At 45.9% G+C, this 19,835-nt stretch carries 14 protein-coding genes; 11 read left to right on the top strand and 3 right to left on the bottom strand.

Features of this window, described 5'->3' with window-relative positions:
- Positions 1-17: 17 nt before the first annotated feature.
- From FBY58_RS05680 to FBY58_RS05635, 10 genes are all read left to right on the top strand, one after another.
- Positions 18-1,691 (top strand): tetratricopeptide repeat protein, encoded by a 1,674-nt coding sequence (locus tag FBY58_RS05680; RefSeq protein ID WP_260432123.1) that lies wholly within the window; start codon positions 18-20, stop codon positions 1,689-1,691.
- Between the two features lie 582 nt (positions 1,692-2,273).
- Positions 2,274-3,122 (top strand): 4-(cytidine 5'-diphospho)-2-C-methyl-D-erythritol kinase, encoded by an 849-nt coding sequence (locus tag FBY58_RS05675; protein WP_141919887.1) that lies wholly within the window; start codon positions 2,274-2,276, stop codon positions 3,120-3,122.
- Between the two features lie 190 nt (positions 3,123-3,312).
- Positions 3,313-4,053: an N-formylglutamate amidohydrolase gene (locus FBY58_RS05670; RefSeq protein WP_141919886.1), complete on the top strand. Its 741-nt coding sequence runs from the start codon at positions 3,313-3,315 to the stop codon at positions 4,051-4,053.
- Positions 4,054-4,396: 343 nt separating this feature from the next.
- On the top strand, positions 4,397-5,851 hold the full coding sequence (locus FBY58_RS05665; protein ID WP_141919885.1) for an NAD(P)H-hydrate dehydratase: 1,455 nt from the start codon (positions 4,397-4,399) through the stop codon (positions 5,849-5,851).
- Complete coding sequence (locus FBY58_RS05660; RefSeq protein ID WP_141919884.1) at positions 5,848-7,041, top strand: class I SAM-dependent RNA methyltransferase; 1,194 nt, start codon at positions 5,848-5,850, stop codon at positions 7,039-7,041. The genes FBY58_RS05665 and FBY58_RS05660 overlap by 4 nt, the downstream gene beginning before the upstream one ends.
- Before the next feature lie 69 nt (positions 7,042-7,110).
- A complete protein-coding gene (hisI, locus tag FBY58_RS05655; RefSeq protein WP_141919883.1) occupies positions 7,111-7,485 on the top strand; it encodes a phosphoribosyl-AMP cyclohydrolase in 375 nt (124 codons plus the stop codon).
- A gap of 26 nt (positions 7,486-7,511) precedes the next feature.
- The gene (locus tag FBY58_RS05650) at positions 7,512-8,237 is read left to right on the top strand and encodes a response regulator transcription factor (RefSeq protein ID WP_141919882.1); all 726 of its coding nucleotides are present in this window, start codon (positions 7,512-7,514) and stop codon (positions 8,235-8,237) included.
- On the top strand, positions 8,234-9,652 hold the full coding sequence (locus tag FBY58_RS05645) for an ATP-binding protein (RefSeq protein ID WP_141919881.1): 1,419 nt from the start codon (positions 8,234-8,236) through the stop codon (positions 9,650-9,652). The genes FBY58_RS05650 and FBY58_RS05645 overlap by 4 nt, the downstream gene beginning before the upstream one ends.
- Entirely contained in the window at positions 9,652-11,922 is a 2,271-nt protein-coding gene (locus FBY58_RS05640) for an autotransporter assembly complex family protein (RefSeq protein WP_141919880.1), read from the top strand. The genes FBY58_RS05645 and FBY58_RS05640 overlap by 1 nt, the downstream gene beginning before the upstream one ends.
- Positions 11,922-16,115 carry a translocation/assembly module TamB domain-containing protein gene (locus FBY58_RS05635; protein WP_141919879.1) on the top strand — a complete coding sequence of 1,398 codons (4,194 nt, stop codon included), beginning with the start codon at positions 11,922-11,924 and terminating at the stop codon, positions 16,113-16,115. Before FBY58_RS05640 ends, FBY58_RS05635 begins: the two co-directional genes overlap by 1 nt.
- Here the strand turns inward: FBY58_RS05635 and FBY58_RS05630 are convergent.
- Complete coding sequence (locus tag FBY58_RS05630; protein WP_141919878.1) at positions 16,112-17,386, bottom strand: N-succinylarginine dihydrolase; 1,275 nt, start codon at positions 17,384-17,386, stop codon at positions 16,112-16,114. The two genes, FBY58_RS05635 and FBY58_RS05630, sit on opposite strands and share 4 nt — an antisense overlap.
- A gap of 123 nt (positions 17,387-17,509) precedes the next feature.
- Here FBY58_RS05630 and nagZ point away from each other — a divergent pair, with 123 nt between their 5' ends.
- On the top strand, positions 17,510-18,535 hold the full coding sequence (nagZ, locus tag FBY58_RS05625; protein WP_141919877.1) for a beta-N-acetylhexosaminidase: 1,026 nt from the start codon (positions 17,510-17,512) through the stop codon (positions 18,533-18,535).
- Positions 18,536-18,538: 3 nt separating this feature from the next.
- On the opposite strand, the gene FBY58_RS05620 is transcribed toward nagZ, so the two are convergent.
- Both FBY58_RS05620 and FBY58_RS05615 read right to left on the bottom strand, forming a co-directional pair.
- Positions 18,539-18,841 carry a putative quinol monooxygenase gene (locus tag FBY58_RS05620; RefSeq protein ID WP_141919876.1) on the bottom strand — a complete coding sequence of 101 codons (303 nt, stop codon included), beginning with the start codon at positions 18,839-18,841 and terminating at the stop codon, positions 18,539-18,541.
- A 51-nt stretch (positions 18,842-18,892) separates the two neighbouring features.
- The gene (locus FBY58_RS05615; RefSeq protein ID WP_141919875.1) at positions 18,893-19,753 is read right to left on the bottom strand and encodes a BadF/BadG/BcrA/BcrD ATPase family protein; all 861 of its coding nucleotides are present in this window, start codon (positions 19,751-19,753) and stop codon (positions 18,893-18,895) included.
- Positions 19,754-19,835 lie beyond the last annotated feature (82 nt).

Genomic DNA, 19,835 nt, shown 5'->3' with positions numbered 1-19,835 from the left:
ATAGAAAATCTATTGCAATGGCGAGGCCTAGCCTGTTTTTATCAGTTATGATTCCATTTATCCGTATTATTCCGCTAACGGTATTGCTAACCGTTCCGTTTGCTTCTGTGTCTGCGCATAAAGCAGGGCTATCCTCTCTTCAGCGTTATATGGAAGGGCAAGTGGCATCATTTTCCGGTAATCCTGATCTTGCCGCCCGTGATTTCTTTTCCGTATTCAACGAACATCCTGACGATAAGCGGCTTGCTTTAAAAGCCTATCGAGAAGCGCAGGTTGCGGACAATACGAAAATAACGCTGGCGACGTTATCCCATATGGAGAAAGACGGCTTCAGAACAGGAGACGGGCCATTCCTTATTCTGGCTAAGGCTGTTCAGCAGCATAGGTGGAAAGAAGCGCATCAGTTAATCGATCGGATGGAGCAAAATCATTATGCTCTTTTTCCTTTCGCCCCCTTATTACGGGCATGGGTCAAATTCGGGGCAGGGGAAGACAATCCTTTAAGCGAATTAGATAAAGCGGATGAATCGATTAAAGTTTTTGTTCCAGAAGTGCGCGGCTTGCTTCTTTTGGCGACAGGAGAATATGACGAGGCATTACCTCTTCTTGAGCCATCTATGGGTGGTGGAACGGGTCGGGCGAACCGGTTGCGTATCCTTGCTGCGGGGATAATGTCGCACCGTGACGGCGCCAAATCTAGGGCTTTGTTGGAAGGTTCCAGCGCATCTTTGGCAAAGGCCAGACAGATGTTTGCAAAGAACCCAAAATCTTTGCCGTCGAAACTGACGGTCGAAGTCGGTATGTCCGAATTATTTTTGCGCATGGCGGCTTTGATGGGTAGCAAACAGAGCTTGACCAAGCCGGTTGGTTTAGGCTTGGGGCGGGCATCTTCATGGATGACACCCAACAATGCGGAGAATTGGCTCATTATTGCAGAGATATTGTCTTCTTTTGGGCAGCTATCCGATGCAAGAATTGCGCTTAATCATATTACGCCCGAAGATCCTTTCTATAATATGGCGACTTCGATGCAGATATCTTTCTATCTGCGTGAAAAGCGGAAGGATATGGCGCTTAATCTGGCACAAAATGTTGTCCGTCAGCCGGATGCCACCGTTGAAGACTGGTATAACCTTGCAGAAATAGAGGGTGATAGCGGCAATTTTGATGCCGCTTTGGCAGCATTGAGCCATGTTGACAAAACCATGTCTAAAGACTGGCAGATGTGGATATTGAAGGGTAATCTATTAGATGCCGCAGGGCATTGGCCAGAAGCAAAAGCCGCCTATGAACAAGCGGTAGCTATCGCCCCCAATAATCCGATTACGTTGAATACATTGGGATATTCACAGTTAGAAAAACGCGAAAATATTCAGAGTGCTAGTATTCTTCTCATGAAGGCGTTAGGGGCGATGCCGATTGATCCAGCGATTATCGACTCTTGTGGATGGAGCCAATATCTTTCGGGGCGCGTGGATGATGCCGTTTTTCTGTTGGAAAATGCGGCAGAACTGGCACCTAAAGAATCTACGATTTACGAGCATTTGGGCGATGCTTATTGGACTGCAGGCCGACATTTTGATGCCCGTTATGCATGGCAAGCCTCTTTGGTTACAGCAGAAGACAAAGCTACGGCGCGCATAAAAGGTAAAATAGATTTAGGGCTGACACCTGCTTTAGCCGCTCCCTAGGATGCAATTTTGATGCAGTTCCTTGTCGTTGTATTGTGGGGCGATTGTTTTAATTATATTTTTACAATTGCTCTGCAATATAAAGGCTTTTGAGTCCCTATATTTCTTAAGAATAATAATTTTTAATTGATTTTTTGTTGTAAATTTAAAATTTTTTGTAATTAAATTTAATTTCTTTTGTATATTTTTGCGCGGTGTTCGAACGAATGCTTGCTGCCATTTTAAAAAATTGTTTTTTGATGAAGTCGTTAGATATGGTTTCTTATGAAAAGTGAGCCAAGAAGTTTCATCTTAAAGAGGTCTTAAACTCTTAAGGCTTTCATCACGCACAAAGTTTTTGGATAAGCTTCCAAAAGCAACCTATGCTGAAATAAATCTAGTGTTTTTTTATCGATTTTTGGGCGTTATTGTTATGACGCCACGCCGTTTATATCCCTTTAAGGCGTTATGTGCTTTTAATGCGACCGCTGGTTGGAGCGTTCTTTCTATTAAAGTTTTTTATAAAAAGGGATGCAGAGTTTTCCTAATTCGTTATAGCCCTGTTTTCAGAAATTTTACGTTATTATCAGGAAAGTGTGTGTGGTGTCTAAGCTGACAGAAATAGCCTATGCCAAGATCAATCTGGCACTTCATGTGCGAGGAAAGATGCCCAACGGGTATCATGCATTAGAGACTATTTTTGCCTTTGCTGAAGATGGCGACATTCTGCAAGCGGTAGCTGATCGTGCAGAAGATCATTTGACGATTACGGGCCCTTTCGCTGAAGGTTTGGATGCAGGTAAGGACAACCTTGTCTTGCGTGCGGTAGCGGCGTTACGGGAAGCCTATCCTGATAAAATACCAGCAGGCTTTTCGATTATTCTTGATAAACGTCTGCCTATCGCCGCCGGAATTGGCGGTGGTTCTGCTGATGCGGCGGCTATTTTGCGGATGATAGGTCAGCATTATGGCGTACCACATGAAGCGCTTTTGACACTTGCGGCTCATTTGGGCGCAGATGTTCCGGCCTGTGTGGATTCTTGTCTAGTGCGTGGAGAAGGGGTGGGCGAAAAGCTGACCCAGATTGCGGATTACTCTCTTGAAAACAAGCCATTATTATTGGTCAACCCCAGAGTATCTTGCTCGACCCCGATGATTTTTAAGAATTGGGATGGCATCGATCGGGGGCCTTTAGCGACGGACAGCCATATATTGGATGCATCACGGTCAGGACGAAATGATCTGGAGCCGCCTGCAAGAAAAATATTACCGATTATTGGTGATGTCGTCGAATGGTTACAGCAGCAAAAAGGCGTCAGTTTTTCTCGCATGTCAGGATCAGGAGCGACCTGTTTTGCGCTTTTCGATAATATTGCAGATCGTGATATAGCACGCGAAAAACTGAAAGACGAGCATCCCCAATGGTGGGCGTTATCATCCGTTTTGCGGTGACCATTTGCTGTTATAATTATAAATAATCATGCGGTTCTATTCGGCCAAGATTGGAACGTGAAGTCATCCAAAGAACCTAAGAATTTAGGGAAATTGATTAAAGCTGATTAAAAGAAAGAGATTATAGGAAGCGATATCGCGCCTATAATGCCTCTTTTTTCGAGAATAGCTTTCAATAAAAGGATGACTCATGTCTCATCAAGCTTGGCATGATATAGAAGGCGCTGATCCTTCTATTTTATTGATTGCGGATCATGCTTCGGCTTTTGTACCTGAAGATATTGATCTGGGGATTGATAGAAATTTATATGATGAGCATGTCGCCCTTGATAAGGGGGTTGAGACATTAGGAGAGCAGCTTTGCCAGACATTAAGCTGTCGCGCTGTTTTTGCCGCCCAATCAAGATTGGTGGTCGACCTTAATCGTGATGAAGATGATTTTTTGGGATTGATGCCTGCTGTTTCAGATGGCTATGTCATAGCGGGTAATACAGGGTTGAAAGCAGAAGAAAAAGAAGCCCGTTTGGCGCGTTTTTATTATCCTTATCATCAGCATATTGCCGAAGTCATTAAACGTCAGCGACCAACGTTGATTGTTTCTCTGCACAGCTTTACCCCCTGCCTAAAAAGTGATCTGCACTGTTATCGCCCGTGGCAGGTCGGCCTGCTTTATAATAACGATGATCGGGCAACACAGATTGCAATACCGTTATTGAAGCAAGCCCAATTGGTTGTCGGTGAAAATGAGCCTTATTCGGGGCGCATCCTGAACACGACGATGAACCGCCACGCAGAAAAAAACCGGATTCCTTATCTGCTTTTGGAAATAAGGCAGGATATGCTGACCGAGCCAAAAGAAATCGGAAGATGGTGTCAAATTTTGGAAAACGTCATCAAGGAAACGGTGCTTTCATTGAAGAATAGAAAATAGATATAGGCGGTCATATGCTGGCGCTTTTTAGACAATATTTTAGGATAATATATTAAATTTCCGATGAGGCTGCTTCGTGAACATTTCTTTTGCCAGTCGGGTGGAAGGAATAATTTTTATTACCCTTGTTGATGGGGCGGATATCCTCCATATAGGCGCTAAATTAAGGTATTATTGATCTCGATATACCGGAAGATGTGCTAGCAGAACGCTGTAACACCTATCCTGCCCAAGAAAATCAGGGTTTACGCCCTTTATCATCCATCACGGGGGCAGGGTATTTACGTCTGTCTGTTATGTGAGGCTGTCACGCATCCCGGTGCTAGAAGTGAGCGCCATAGCTATGACGATATCCAAATTAGAAACACTACCACAGCATGATAAAATAATACGGTCATTGTCCCCTGAACCTCGCCCGATTTTGCGATTGCAGGCGATGAGATCTGCGGAAATGGCGGCGATGAAGCGCGGCAGCTCTGTCGATGACCTGATGGAAAAAGCCGGAAAAGTTGCGGCGTCCATAACGCGTTCTTTTGCCGGTAACATGCCTGCATTAATCCTTTGTGGCCCCGGTAATAATGGTGGTGATGGATATGTCATTGCGCGTTATTTAGAAGAATGGGGTATTCCTGTTTCGGTCGCGGCCTATAGCGAGCCAAAAACGGATGCTGCGAAAAAAGCGCGTTCTCTTTTTTCGGGTAAGGTTACCTCTCTTGATGAAGCTCAAGCGGCACCTTTATTGATTGATGCCTTATTCGGGGTCGGCATGTCCCGATCACTGGATGAAGATTTGCTGTCAAAACTGAAAGCCTTTTCAAAGGCCGCTTCTTTACGGGTAGCGATTGATGTTCCAAGTGGTGTTGATACCGATAAAGGCAGTTTGTTGTCGGATATTCCGGCATTTGATCTAACCATTGCCATTGGTGCCTTAAAGCCTGCGCATCGATTAGAACCCGCATCAACGCTTTGCGGTCGAGTTGCTGTTGGCGACATTGGGTTGACCATCCAAAAGCCTGATCTGATCGAAATTCCAAAACCACGTTTGGCAGCGCCAACGCCTGCTGATTATAAATATAGCCGTGGTTATGTCGCCATTACAGCCGGTGCAATGGCCGGTGCTTCGCTCCTTTCTGCGGTTGCAGCACAGAGGGCAGGGGCCGGTTATGTTGCCTTGCTAGGCGGCGAAGCGGTTTCAGGTCCGATGGCGCTTGTTCACCGGTCATGGAGCCGTGAGGCTTTGGCTGATGAACGTATCAATGCCCTTGTGATTGGCCCCGGATTGGGACGTGATGAATTAGGTGTGCAACGTCTTTCGATGGCATTGGACACATCCCATCCGTTAGTCTTGGATGCAGATGCGCTCTTTTTGTTAAAAAGAGAAGGTCTCGATTGCCTGCGCAATATTCGCCAGCCAACGATTATTACCCCGCATGAAGGCGAATTTAAGCGTCTGTTTGACGGTATTAGTGGTGACAAACTGACCCGTGTGACCAAGGCCGCCGAATTGTCTGGTCTGGTGGTTGTTTTGAAGGGTGCCGATACCGTTATTGCCACACCAGATGGACGTGCAGCCATTTCTCAACCGGCGGTATCGTGGTTAGCCAATGCCGGAACGGGAGATGTTCTTTCTGGTATCTGTGGTGCGATGTTGGCACGTGGCATGGATCCTTTCGATGCCGCTTGTGCGGCCGTGTGGTTGCATGGTGAAGCCGCCCGTTTGGCGGGCCCTGGAATGATTGCCGATGATCTGATTGGTCATCTGCGTTCCGCTTTTGTAGAAGTGACAGTTACAGCATGAATGAAATTGTGAGATTAGCCGCTAAAGGTGACGGGGTAACGGCAGAAGGGCAATTTGTGCCCAATTCTGTGCCTGGGGATTCTGTTACGGATGAAGGTGCGATCAAATTTGGTGCTCACCATATTGATCCCGTTTGTCGCCATTTTTCAATCTGTGGTGGCTGTCAGTTACAATATGCTGATGAAGTCGTTTACAAAAAATTTATGACGGATCGGATCGCAGAAGCCTTTCACCAGCAAGGGTTATCCGCCCCTGATTTAAAAGAGGCGCATCTTTCTCCGCCGCATAGCCGCCGCCGTGTGGCTTTGCGAGCTTTCAAAGCCGGCAAAAAGTTGACTTTGGGCTATAACAAGACATCCAGTCATCAATTAGTGGATATTGCGGAATGTCCTTTGTTGGAAGAAAGTCTGTTTAAAGCGGTTAAAGATTTACGCAGCTTTTTGCAAAAATGGCTGGCACCGCGTTCGTTAGCGCAAATTGAAATGACCTTGGCAGATCAAGGCATTGACTGTTTATTGGTGATGCCGTTTCCAGAAAATTTGGAGGCAACCGAGGCGGTTACAGCTTTTGCCTCTGAGAAAGCTTTTGCTCGTCTTTCAATAGATCAGGGTTATGGTGCCGAAACCCGTTGGGAATCAGAACGGGTTACTGTCACATTAGGCGATGTTCCGGTTGCATTGCCTTCGCATGCGTTTTTACAGGCAACCAAAGATGGTGAGCAAGCGCTAGTCCAGACTGTCAGAGAGGCCGTCGGCGATAGTCGCCTTGTCGCCGATCTTTTTTCTGGCTTAGGGACTTTTGCCCTTTCCTTAGATAAAAACAGCCGTGTGTATGCCGCCGAAGGGATGCGCGATGCAGTGTTGGCTTTGAAACAGGCTGCTGGTCAAGCTGGAAAAGCCATTTTTGTTGAACATCGTGACTTGTTTCGGCGTCCTTTACAGAAAAACGAACTGGCACGCTTTGACTGCATCATTCTTGATCCGCCGCGTGCCGGTGCCAAAGAACAGATAGTCAATCTGGCACCGTTACCGCATGGGCGAATTGTCTATGTTTCTTGTAATCCGGCAACCTTTGCCCGCGATGCTAAAAATCTGATGGATGCTGGATGGAGTTTGGATTGGGTGAAGCCAATTGGGCAATTCCCATGGTCTTTACATGTCGAGATGGTTGGTCTTTTTACAAAAAAGTAAAATCTATCTTATAATTTTATCTCAATTCTTCTACTTTCTCTTGCAACAAAAATAAAAGGCACAACGGCAATGCATGGTGATCGGGATCGCGGGAATATATTAAATCCTGCATGGGACGAAAAAGGACTTATTAACGCGGTTTTGAGCGATGCTAAAACCGGTCTTTTGTTAATGGTTGCCCATATGAACAAAGAATCTTTCGAGCTGAGCATTGCAACTAAAGAAGCCCATTTTTGGTCTCGTTCCCGTAAAAAACTGTGGCGCAAGGGTGAAGAATCTGGTCACGTTATGAAAATACAGGAAATGCGGATTGATTGTGACCAAGACACTGTCTGGTTAAAGGTGAATCCCATGGGCCCTGCCTGCCATACCGGTGCCCAAAGCTGTTTTTACCGATTGGTCGAAGGTGACCATTTGGTGCCTGTATCAAAAGATCAATTATAAAAATAATAGGATATAGGGGAAATAGCATGGCAAGCCAGACGATTATGATCGTCGAAGACGATGCTTCTTTACGGGCATTAATTGCTCGCGTGCTGAAAGAGAATGGCTACATACCTTGTCCGGTTGGTTGCGGTGAAGAGATGTGGGAAGAGCTGCAAGGCAGGACAGTCGATCTTATTTTGATGGATGTCATGCTGCCGGGCAAAAACGGGTTGGATTTAACCCGTGAATTGCGCAGCAATAGCCATTATATGGCAACGCCTGTCATCTTTCTAAGCGCCCGTGATGACGAAACGGATCGTGTCGTTGGATTGGAATTGGGCGGGGATGATTACATCCCGAAACCCTTTGGTAAGAAAGAATTGGTCGCGAGGGTTCGCGCTGTTTTAAGGCGCAGTCAGGCCATCAAAGGTGCAGAAGAAAGCCCCCAAAGCCATCTGATTCATTTTGAAGGCTGGATTATTGACCCTGATCGGCGCGAACTCCATTCGCCTACCGGCGCGGGGGTTGAATTATCCGGCGCTGAATTTGATTTACTTTTATCCTTTTCGCAACATGCCCAACGCGTCATCGGGCGTGAAAGATTGCTGGAATTATCACGTAGTCGGTTAAGCGAGGCATCGGATCGAAGTATTGATGTTCTGGTCAGCCGATTACGCCGAAAATTATCCAGTCAGACGGGAGCCGGTGACATGATCCGCACTATCCGTGGGGTGGGGTATATGTTTACGGTGCCGGTTTCACAGGATTGAAGTGGTCTCATAATCTCTTCAGGCAGCTTTCCCCGGGCTTAGCCGGAAGGATTGCGATTGTTCTTCTGGCAACAATGTTGTTGGAGCTGGTGCTTAGCCTTGTCTTTTCAGAAGAGGCAAGCCAGCTCACCTATGTTGCGGATGCAACCCAATCGATTACCGAGCGCGTTCTTGTTGCGAGACAAGTAATCAATCAAGATAAACCAGCGCGCCGCCGGATGGTGGCCAATAATTTTTCCAATCGAGATATTCGGTTTTTCTGGGCGCCCAGTCAGGTAAAACATGTCCATGTTAACAGTGACAGCCATCTGATTGACCTGATCCAAGGGCAAATATTAAGCCATGATCCAGAGATATCCCCGTCTGACATTCATATAGATCTCGCGCCTAAATTGGGACGGGATCATTTATTGGGGCAGTTAAAATTATCGGATGGAAGCTGGTTAATTTTCCAGACATTAGTGCCTAATCCGGCAATGCCCTGGTTAACTAATCGTCTGACAACTGCCCTTATTCTTATGATTGGGGCAGGGTTGGTTGGTAGCTTGATTATACAGGCATTTGTAACGCCGTTACGTTCCTTGTCGAAGGCCGTTGCCAAGGTTGGAGATGGTAAACAGCATCTGTTCAATGAAACGGGCCCAAAAGAATTACGGCATGTCGCGCAGGCCTTTAACCAGATGCAGATGCGCATTGACCATATGCTGCGCGAAAGAACAGAGATGTTAGCGGCTGTTAGCCATGATTTAAGAACGCCGCTTGCCCGTTTACAGTTAAGAGCCAGTTTCATTGAGGAAGACGAAATCCGCGAGCCATTGGAGGCGGATCTTCAAGAGATGGCGATGATGATCAAATCTGTTCTTCAGTTTTTGCGTGGTGATCAAGACCCTGAAGTAACGCGCTTGACGGATATTGTCGCTATTATCGAAACTTTGGTGAATGCGGCTAAAGATGCCGGTAAAAATATTTCTTATAAAGGGCCATCTCACTATGATGTTATGACCCGCCCGTTGTTAATGAAGCGTGCCATCAGCAATCTGATCGAAAATGCTCTTCATTATGGGGAAACGGCGATTGTAAGCTTCCATCATGACGAAAAGGGTGTCTATATCCGTGTTGACGATATGGGCCCCGGTATTCCAGAAGATCAGATAGAACATGTCTTGCAACCTTTCCGACGGTTGGATACAGCCCGCCAACGCAATACTGCGGGTCTAGGGTTGGGGTTGGCGACTGTTGAACGGACGGTAAAAAGAGAAGGGGGCAATCTTTTTCTGACCAATCGTCCAGAAGGTGGTTTACGGGCAGAAATATTTTTGCCAGCAACGCAAAGTAAAAATGCAAAAAATGATGGGGGAAAAGGTTATTATTTTTCAGCACGCAAAGGATTGGAACTGCTTCGTCGGCCAAAATAATGCCCTCTAAAAGCAATCTGTGTCGGTCGATACATCGAATATGTTTAATCTCTGTCGGGTTGATATCCTTTTCAGCCTGCGCTGAAGAATTATCTGCAACCAGTAAAGATCCAGATATTAAACCGGCTGCGCCGAATAATCTTAATGACCCTTTTGATCCGTCTTTTTTTGACAAATTACCCACTTTGTCACAACCCGCCATAGAAGCGCCTAAAGCAGAAATTCAGAATAATCTGAACGCAGCTAAAGCTGGAAATACGGCTGTTCGTTTAGATAAAATAGAACAACCCGTAGCGCCCGATACAGAAAAGACGGTGGCTAAGGATAGCGTAACACCATCTGAAAAAACGGATATTGCAGGGCAGCCCGCTCCGGCTCGGAAAGACATTCCGACTGATAATAAAAAGGCAGGAAATCCTGTAAAAGAACAGGTACCGATTACATCTGTGCCTCTTGATCCGGTATTATCCGAACCCTTGCCTGATCTTACCCATTTTATGCCGGATATGAATGAGCATGTCGTCCTTGCAAAAGAAAAGGATGATCTTCGCTATAAAGTCGATGTCAAAGGGCTTAATGACATTGATGTCGATCAAGCTTTCAAAAATTATTCTGTGTTACTATCGAGCAAAAATAAAGCCGATAGTTTGTCCGTTATTGGTGCCAGAGCGACTAATGATCAGGAATTGATTGGCCGTATTCTACGGTCTCAAGGCTATTATGATGGGAAAGCCGCGCTTTCTATTACGCCCATAGAAAAAGGGCAGTATAATGTCCGCTATGATGTCAATGCGGGGACAATATATTGCCTTGGTCAGATAAATCTGACGGGTAGTAGCGAAATTCCTCTCAATATAGCAAAAGTCGCTTTAAATTTACATTCAGGTCAGCCGATTATTGCTCTCAACATAGAACAGGCCGAGAATAATATTCTGACAACTTTGCCGCATTATGGCTATCCCTTTGCCAAAATTGATGATCGCAATATTCTGTTGGATGATGAAACGCATACTGGCGATTATACATTGCCCGTTGATGCCGGCCCCATTGGTTCTTACGGTTCAATTATCGTCAGCAATAATAAGCATATTATCCTTGGTGCTGAACACATCTCGCATATCGCGCGCTTCAAAGAAGGCCAGCGCTATGACAGCCGGATGGTTGATGATCTGCGCGAGGCTTTAGCTGCAACAAGCCTTTTTTCTCATGTGTCAGTTGAACCTGTCGCTACGGGGCGAAAACGGGAGGATGGTAGCGAAATTGTTGATCTTAATGTCCGTCAAGGTCAGGGAAAAAAGCATAGTATTTCAGTTACCGGCGGCTATGGTACGGGCGAAGGTTTCAAAGCGCAGGGAAGCTGGATTAGTCGTAATCGGTTCCCGCCAGAAGGTTCTTTGACTTTCTCTGGTATTATTGGAACGCGTCAACAACAGGTTTCGGCTTTATTTAATCGCAATAATGCTGGACAACGAGATCGCGTTATCCAAATTGGATTGACGGCTGGCCGTGAAAGATATGATGCCTATAATGGTTACAGTTTTTCTTTGGGGGGGAGCTTGTCGCGGCAATCCACCCAGTTATGGCAAAAGCGCTGGACTTATTCTATTGGAGCGGAATTAACGCAGACCAACGAACGGAGCTATGACTTTTCCCGTGCTGAAAGGCTAACGCGTTCCTATTTGATCGCGGCCTTGCCAGGGCAAGTGGGGTATGACCGTTCAAATAATCTGATGAATCCAACCAAAGGTTACCGCTTGAATATGCGTATCAGTCCTGAAACTTCAATTGGTTCTGGGCTGCGCGGCTATGTCAGAATGCTTTTTGACGCGAGTGGCTATTATCCGGTTGCGGATAATGTGGTTGTAGCTGGTCGTGTTAGGGTAGCCTCAATCGAAGGGGCTTCGGTTCAGCAATTGGCGCCTTCTCGCCGGATTTATGCCGGTGGCGGCGGCTCTGTTCGTGGGTATGGCTATCAGCAATTAGGGCCAAAGGATCCCTATAAAGATGCCGTTGGAGGCCTGTCGGAAGAAGAACTGGCTTTTGAAGTGCGGTATCGTTTCGGTAATTTTGGGTTGGTGCCTTTTATTGATGCTGGGCAAGTCTATCAAGATTCGCTTCCAACCTTCCATAATTTAAGATTTGGCACAGGTTTAGGCGCGCGTTACTATACCGCATTTGGCCCTTTCCGCCTTGATCTTGCAACACCTATCGCTCGGCAATCCGGAGAATCGCGTATTTCGGTCTATATTTCTATTGGTCAGGCTTTTTGATGGCTGATCAGGATAACAATTCAGAAAAACCGAATTCGGATTCTAATAATGTACAGAATCCGGATGCCGCCGCACAGTTACAAGAAACGGAAACTAAGGCTAATATTGAAGAGGCCGAAGAGTCCGCCCTTTCTGATAATTCACTTTCACCCCTTCGGAATTTGAAATCTATTTTGGGGTGGGGCAGCGTTTGCCTTGCGGGATTGGCGCTGGTGGTAGCGTCTTTAGTCGTATTTTTGGATACGGCCGTCGGGCATCGGATCATTGTTCATTATATCAATAAATATACAACAGAGTCTGGTCTAAAAGTTAAATTAAAACGGATTGATGGGTCTATTTATCAGGCATTCCGCTTGATTGATGTTAAAGCCTATGACCAGCATGGCCGTTTTCTTGATATGCCATCGCTTTTCGTAGAATGGCATCCGCTGGATTATCGCTACGGCATTATTACGATAAAGACGCTTCATGCGCCGATGGTCGGATTGCTCCGTAATCCGGAAATGAAGCCGACAAAATCAGATCCGAACGCACCTCTTTTGCCGAATATCCATCTGGATATCGACCGGATTGATTTAGACCGAATTGATATTTCAAAAAATCTGGATGGGCAAAACCACCGTTTGCACATGCATGGACGGCTGGCTTTGATACGGGGGCAAATTACGGTCAAAGCCAATGCTGGCGCGGATAAAGGGCAGGGCATTAGTGGTGGAGATACCCTATCTTTACAATTTGATGCCAAGCCTGCTGCCAATCTTTTGGTTGTAGATGCGCATTTAAATGCGCCCGTTGGAGGGGTTGTTGATGGGCTGACCCATTTGGGTAAGCCGCTGATTATGGATGCCGCCGGAAAAGGAAATTGGCAGGATTGGCGCGGTTATATTCAGGCACAATCAGGCGATAAAAAACTGTTAGACTGGCAACTTCATAACAGAAATGGTGCTGTTCATCTTGCTGGTGCGGTTTATCCCGCCGAATTATTGGCTGATCAGCCGGCTTCGATACAAGCCTTTTTCAAAAAAGGCTTACAGGTTGATCTGACCACTCATAGCAACAAAAATATTGTAGATATTCGTAGTGCGGTTTCTGGAGAGATGTTCCAGTTTACGGCTTTGGGCGGTATTGATTGGAAAACGAGCCGCTTCAATAATATGAGCGTCAATCTGGATATCCCGAATGGTCGGAATTTCTTTTTGGATGATTTATCCTTAAAAAAATTCGCTTTTTCTTCGGTTCTTTCAGGCCTTATCCGATCTCCGACTATTGATTGGCGCTTAAATGCTGGCCAGATTGGCTGGCAAGGTAAAATGGTAGAAAATATTCAAGCCAGAGGCAAAATGTTGATAGACGATAGCCGTTTATCGATGCCTATGGGCTTGTCCGTCGGAAAAATCACCGGCCTTGACCCCCGTCTGGTCAATCTGCTGGAAAATTTAAAAGTCGAAGGTGCCATCAATTATGGCGACCATATTTTACGGATCGACCATAGCAATATCAGCAGCCGTTATATCCATGCGAATACGACAGTCATTACTGACTTTGTTAGCAAAAAATGGCGGGCGGCAATTAAAGGCGGCATTGATTCCTATAAAGTAGATGGCGTTGGTCGCTTGAGTTTGGCGATAGACAGCCACCTTCAACCGGAGAAAAACGGTGAATTTGGCATGGCCGGTCAAATGACTTTGACGGGGCGTGACTGGCAGAAACCAGCATTAAAGAAAGCCTTTGGTGGCGAAGCCGTTTTACGGGCAGATGTCATTGCCAATGCCGTTGGTGGCATAAGAATGCCAAGATTTAGCCTTGTTTCACCGGAATTTCATCTGGATGGAAATGGTGCCTATCAACCAAAGGGCAATATTAGCCTGTTTGTTCGGGGTAATTCAAAAACCTATGGTGCTATGACCCTTGATGTCGGAGGTATCCTTACCCATCCGTTAATCAAGGCCAATCTTTTGGGCGTGACGATTAACGGTAATCTGGCTCAGACGAAGAATAGCCTATATATGGGGCAATTCGAGCTGAATGGTCGCGGATTAGACGGTGTTATCCGCTTAACAGAAGATCAGGCCAATCAGGCGGTCAATGCCGACATTACCCTAGAGAAAGCCCGTTTTACCTATGGTCAAGCCATTGATATCGAAAGCGGTCGGTTAAGAGGAAAGGCGGTCTTTTCTGCCAATCCAGTTTTCCAAGGCGAAGCTTTACTCAACAATATTCGCTATAATAATTTTTTATTGAAGCAAACCGCTGGTCGCGTTCTTTATCAAAAAAATCAAGGTGAAGCCGGCCTTACCCTGCAAGGCAATTTACCGGTGGGTGGTACGACACCCATTCCATTTAATGTTGCTTTGCATAGCAGTTTTGATGAAAATCTGGTGCGGGCGAATGCCCAAGGTAACGTCGCCCATTTAAATTGGCATATGGCAGCGCCCGTCGAAATTCGCTCGGATAAAAACGGCTATGATATATCGAAAGTGGTTATCCAGCTTCCCAAAGGCCATATTGATTTATCCGGCCATTATGGTGGTCAAAATAGTTATGCCGCGATGCAGATCGCCGATATTGATTTATCGGAAGCCAATCTTTTATGGCCTGAGACTAATTTAAGTGGTCAGCTGTCAGCGATTGCCAATGCTGATTTAACGGGTAATGTGCCGTTGATTTCTGCGCGTTTAGCCTTGAACCATTTTACACGGGCTTCGATTACCGGATTGTCTCAACCGGTTGATTTGATGATGGTGGCAACCCATGACAAAAACGGTTTAGTTTCAGAAGCCGTTATTCGCCAAAATCAAGCCATGATCGGGCAAATGCGTTTAGGTATAACGCCGAATTATGCTCCAGAAAAACAGCACAAACCCGATTGGATAGATGCCCTTTTGAAGGGGCGTTTAAGCGGCGGTATCCGTTATAACGCTGATGCCGATATTTTATGGTCGATGAGTGGTGTCAGTGGTCAATCGATAAGAGGGCCTTTGGCCGTTGCCGCCGATATTACCGGTGAACTCGATGCACCTGTTTTAACAGGGTTAATCCGTGGTCGTTCGCTTCGTTATGAAAACAGCGCCTACGATACCTTGGTATCCTCTATTGATATTGACGGCCATTTCGATCAGTCAAAATTCTTCCTTGATAAAATGACAGGGAAGGCCGGAAAAGGTACTGTTTCAGCCAAAGGCTATGCCAGCCTTGATGCGGCCAGTGATTATGATTCAACTTTGAATATCACCTTGGATAAAGCCACACTTGCCCGTGCGGATCAGATGAAGTCAACAGTTTCGGGTAACCTTGATATTAAGAGTAATGCCAAAGAAGGTGGCTCTATCAAGGGGAAATTAAATCTGCCTGAAACCCGTTATCGCTTTATCCTTGATAACAAAGAAAGCGTTCATGATTTATCTGGTGTGAAGCGGAAAGGCGCGGTTGAAACCGCGGCTTCTAATGAGGCGACCAATTCACCGCCGATGTTGGCCTCTGCATGGAAGCTGGATATTCGCATCAGCGCCCCTGAACAGTTATTTGTTGCTGGTATGGGGCTGGAATCCGAATGGCAAGCCGATTTGCGGGTCAGAGGCACGGCAACATCCCCCAATATTACGGGTGACATGCGGGTCATTCGGGGAACCTATACCTTTGCCGGACGGCGTTTCGATATAGATCATGGTGAAATTCAGTTTACCGGCGGGAATCCTCCCAATCCGGCATTGGATATTACTGCCGAAGCCACGGTTGACGATATCACAGCTACGGTGAAAATCGGCGGCTTTGCGAATAGACCGGAAATCACCTTTTCTTCGTCGCCCTCTTTGGCACAGGATGAAATCCTGTCACGCTTGCTTTTCGGTTCTTCGGTGACGAGCTTGTCTGCAGTGCAGGCAGTACAATTGGCGGCAGCGTTGAATACGCTTCGCACAGGAGGCAAAGGCTTTGATCCACTCGATAAGCTTCGTTCGGTGATCGGCATTGATCGTTTACGAGTGGTTGGGGCGAATAGTTCGACTGGCCAAGGAACATCCTTGGCCGCTGGGAAATATCTTTTCAAAAATGTTTATATGGAAGTCATCACCGATACGCATGGCTTTACGGCGACCCAGATTAGAATATCTTTGACCCGAACCCTGTCGCTCCTGAGTGAAGCGAGCAGTTTCGGGTCATCCAATGTCAGCCTGCGTTATTCCAAGGATTATTAGCCCAACCAGCTGGTCAGAGCCCAATGTGCTCTGACCGCGCTTTTCCATAATTCAGGCGCAACGAGATCATCAGGTGTAATTTTTTCAGGCCAGAAGTTTTCGACCAGCTCGCAAAGCTTTTCCCATCTTTCATTATTAAGGATGTAACGCTGGTCAACAGCAGCCAATGCGCTTTTTGATAAAGGCACGCGCAATCGCAAACAAGCTGGGCCGCCGCCATTGGACATGCTTTCACGCACATCAACCACGACTGCTTTATTGATTGGATTGTTGCCACCGATAATGCGGTTTACGGTTTCCCAGACAGCCGGATCATTTTTTACTTCCCGAGGCAGAATAAGTGCCATTGTGCGGTCTTTTAAAGTGACGAGCTGGCTGTTGAATAAATAGCTTTTAACGGCCTGTTCGAGCGTGATGTCATCAATAATAACAGGGATGAAGCCATCAATTTTTTGAGAAATGCGGTCGATCCACTCGCCTTGATTCTCAAAAGCCTCGGCATGTGCCAACAAGACATATTCATTCGCAACCGCGACCACGTCATTATGAAAAGCGCCTTTGGCAATGGCTTCTTTATTCTGTGGAATAAACCATGTCTGATCTGACTTTACTTCACCCAATCGGGCAACAGCCTGACTTGCGCGTAATTTTTGTCTTGCCGGAAAAACGTCATTTTTTTCGCCATAAACAAAAATATTCAAGCCGGTGTTAGAATGTGCCGAGGTAATCCGCATATGATTGGCGGCACCTTCATCACTGAAATGCTGGCCACAAGGTAGGGGATGGTGAATAGCGAAAAAGCAGCTATTCGAAAAAATCTGGTTCAGTTGATTATAGGTGGTTTTCGCTTCCAGATGGCGATGCAGCATCGTTGCAAGATTAGCCGCTATAAAATGAACACGGCCATCATCACTATCGGGCGCCGCAATAACGGTTGCGGCATTGGCTGCCCACATAGAAGAAGCCGAGCAAAGATTGTTGAACAATTGCCGATCATCTTTGGCGGCCTGCGTCAGGATGGTTTTATCATCACCTTTGTAGCCAATATGATGAAGTAAACCGGTTACAGGTCGTAACGGCGGCAAAAACACTCCTTGGGTTAAGCCCATATCCATCAGGCTTTTCATTTTTTGCAGTCCCTGAAGTGCCGCTTGGCGCGGATAAGACGCTTGACCGGCATGAAGGGCGCTGGCGACATTCCCTAAAGATAACCCCGCATAATTGTGGGTCGGGCCGATCAAACCATCAAAATTCGCTTCAGAAACAATCATGTTTTTTCCTTTTTGGTCTATTAATGACAAAGCATTAAGTAGATTCTGTCTAGCAAGGCTTGGCGAAAAAAATCCCGACCTGAATTTTAATCATCGCCGGTTTTAATGTTAATAGGATATATAATGAAACCTGTTTTTATTGGTATAGCCAGTCCCCAATTATCAGATCAGGAAAAAAAGCTTTTTCAGCAATATTCCCCCGCGGGTTATATTCTTTTTCAAAGGAATATTACAGATCGTCTACAATTAAAAAAATTGACTGATGATTTAAAGCAAAATTCGAGCAAGAATGTTCCAATTTTGATCGATCAGGAAGGCGGACGGGTCGCCAGAATGAAGCCTCCGGTTTGGCCTGCTTTTCCCACAGCAGAATGCTTTGATATTTTATATCAAAAAGCGCCAGCCAGCGCGATTGAAGCTGTGCGTGCCAATAGTCATGCCTTGGCCTGCCTATTACAGGATGTCGGTATCAATGTTGATTGTATGCCTTTACTCGATATCCGTGATCCTGAAGGCAATAACATCATCGGAGACCGTTCTTTCGGAAATAATCCAGAACAAGTGGCAGCTTTGGGGCAGGCTGCTTTGGATGGATTGGAAAATGGCGGTGTCTGTGGCGTTATCAAACATATTCCAGGACACGGACAGGCAAAAGTAGATAGCCACAAAGCCTTGCCGATTGTTGATAGCCCTCTCGATATATTGGAACGGGACATTAAACCTTTCCAACGGTTACATAATGCGAAAATGGCAATGACCGCCCATGTCACCTATCTGGAATGGGATAAAGAAAATTGCGCTAGCTATTCGCCGTCCATTATTCGCAATATTATTCGTGAAAAAATAGGTTTTAATGGTCTTTTGATGTCCGATGATATCGGGATGAATGCCTTGGATGGTGATCCTGTAACCCGCGCTTTACGTGTTCTTGAGGCGGGTTGCGACATTGCGCTGCATTGTTCAGGCAAATTCGAGGAAATGGAAGCTATTCTGAAAAGCGTTGGCGACATCAAACCGGAAAGCCTGACCGCTTTGGAAAAAATTAAAGAAGGATTCACTTCTACTTCTGATTTTGACCTTGATAAGGCAGAGGATAAAGCCCTGTTCGATGCATTGATAACCAAACGGGATAGTTTGTTGGCGGTTTAAAATTTAACCGTCAATCAAAGGGACAGAAAAAACGGATAACAATGGCTTATCCAATAATTTTTTAAAAAGGCTAGCAAAGTCCTGAAAAACATCACTTTTTTCATGTTGTAAAAACGCTGCGTGATCTTGCCAGCGTTCATTCAAAATAAAACGGGGCGGCTGGCTTTTGTCATATCCAATATGGAAAGCCAGATAGCCTTCTTGTGTTTTCAATTGATCGGCATAATGCAGCAAAGCTTTTTGCAGCTCTTCTTGTTGTTCGGGCTGGACGGTCAGAATGGTGGTAATATCAAGCTCTGTCGACATATTCATATTCCATCTAAAATAATCTGTTTATCTGATTGTAATATCATCTTTTTAAACGGAAAGACCTGAAAGGATTAACGCCCCTTGCAAGGCATCGCCTTGAGATGGGCTTAATTTATCGGAAATTCTGTCTGAAAGCCATGGCATAAAGGGTTCGGCCAATCCGCCCATCAAACAACAGCGTGGCGCACCCTTTTCAAAGATAACATCAACGAAATTTTCAATATAGGTAACGGCTCGCTGGATAATGGAGCAGGCCACTGGATCGCCTTTTTCTCCCGCTTGCATAACCCAAGGTGCAAAAGCTGCATAATCAGTAGCATTTGCCCCGTCCATCCATGCAATTAACCCTGATATATTGTCAGAGAAATGACGGATAAGTTTTTCTGTTAAAAGGCTTTTTTTAATACGACCATCAAAGGAACGAAGACTGTAGCGGATTAATTCTAATCCCAACCATGCGCCACTGGCTTCGTCTGAAACAGGAAATCCATAGCCGCCTAAGGTCTCGCTTTTGCCTTCTATGCGGATATGCGCGATACTGCCTGTGCCTACAATCAAAATAGCGCCATCTTGCCCTTGATGCGCACCGATATTGGCAATTTCGTCATCGCCGGTATAACGCAAGGATGCAAAAGGCGAGGGCATAGCTTCCAATTCCTGTTGTAAACCCGGACGAGAAAGACCGGCTATACCAAAGGCTGCCTGAATGGATGCCCAATCATTCTGATCTAATCCAGCCTGTTGACAGGCTTTCGCCGATACATCCATCAACAAAGGCCATAAATTGCTGATACCGATACGGGCATTGGCTGCCCCAGCTTGCCCGCTACCCAGAATACGCCCGTTTTGATCGGTTAAACGTGATCGGCAATGACTGCCTCCGGCATCCACACCCAAAAAATAGACCATTCCCGAATTCCGTTTTCTTATATTCTACAGATAAAGCCGATACGCCTGATAAGGATGATATCGGAATACATTAAGATATCAC

The sequence above is a fragment of the Zymomonas mobilis genome (assembly GCF_006715975.1).
Classification (GTDB): Bacteria; Pseudomonadota; Alphaproteobacteria; order Sphingomonadales; family Sphingomonadaceae; genus Zymomonas; species Zymomonas mobilis_B.
This window is presented reverse-complemented; position numbering and strand designations above follow the sequence as displayed.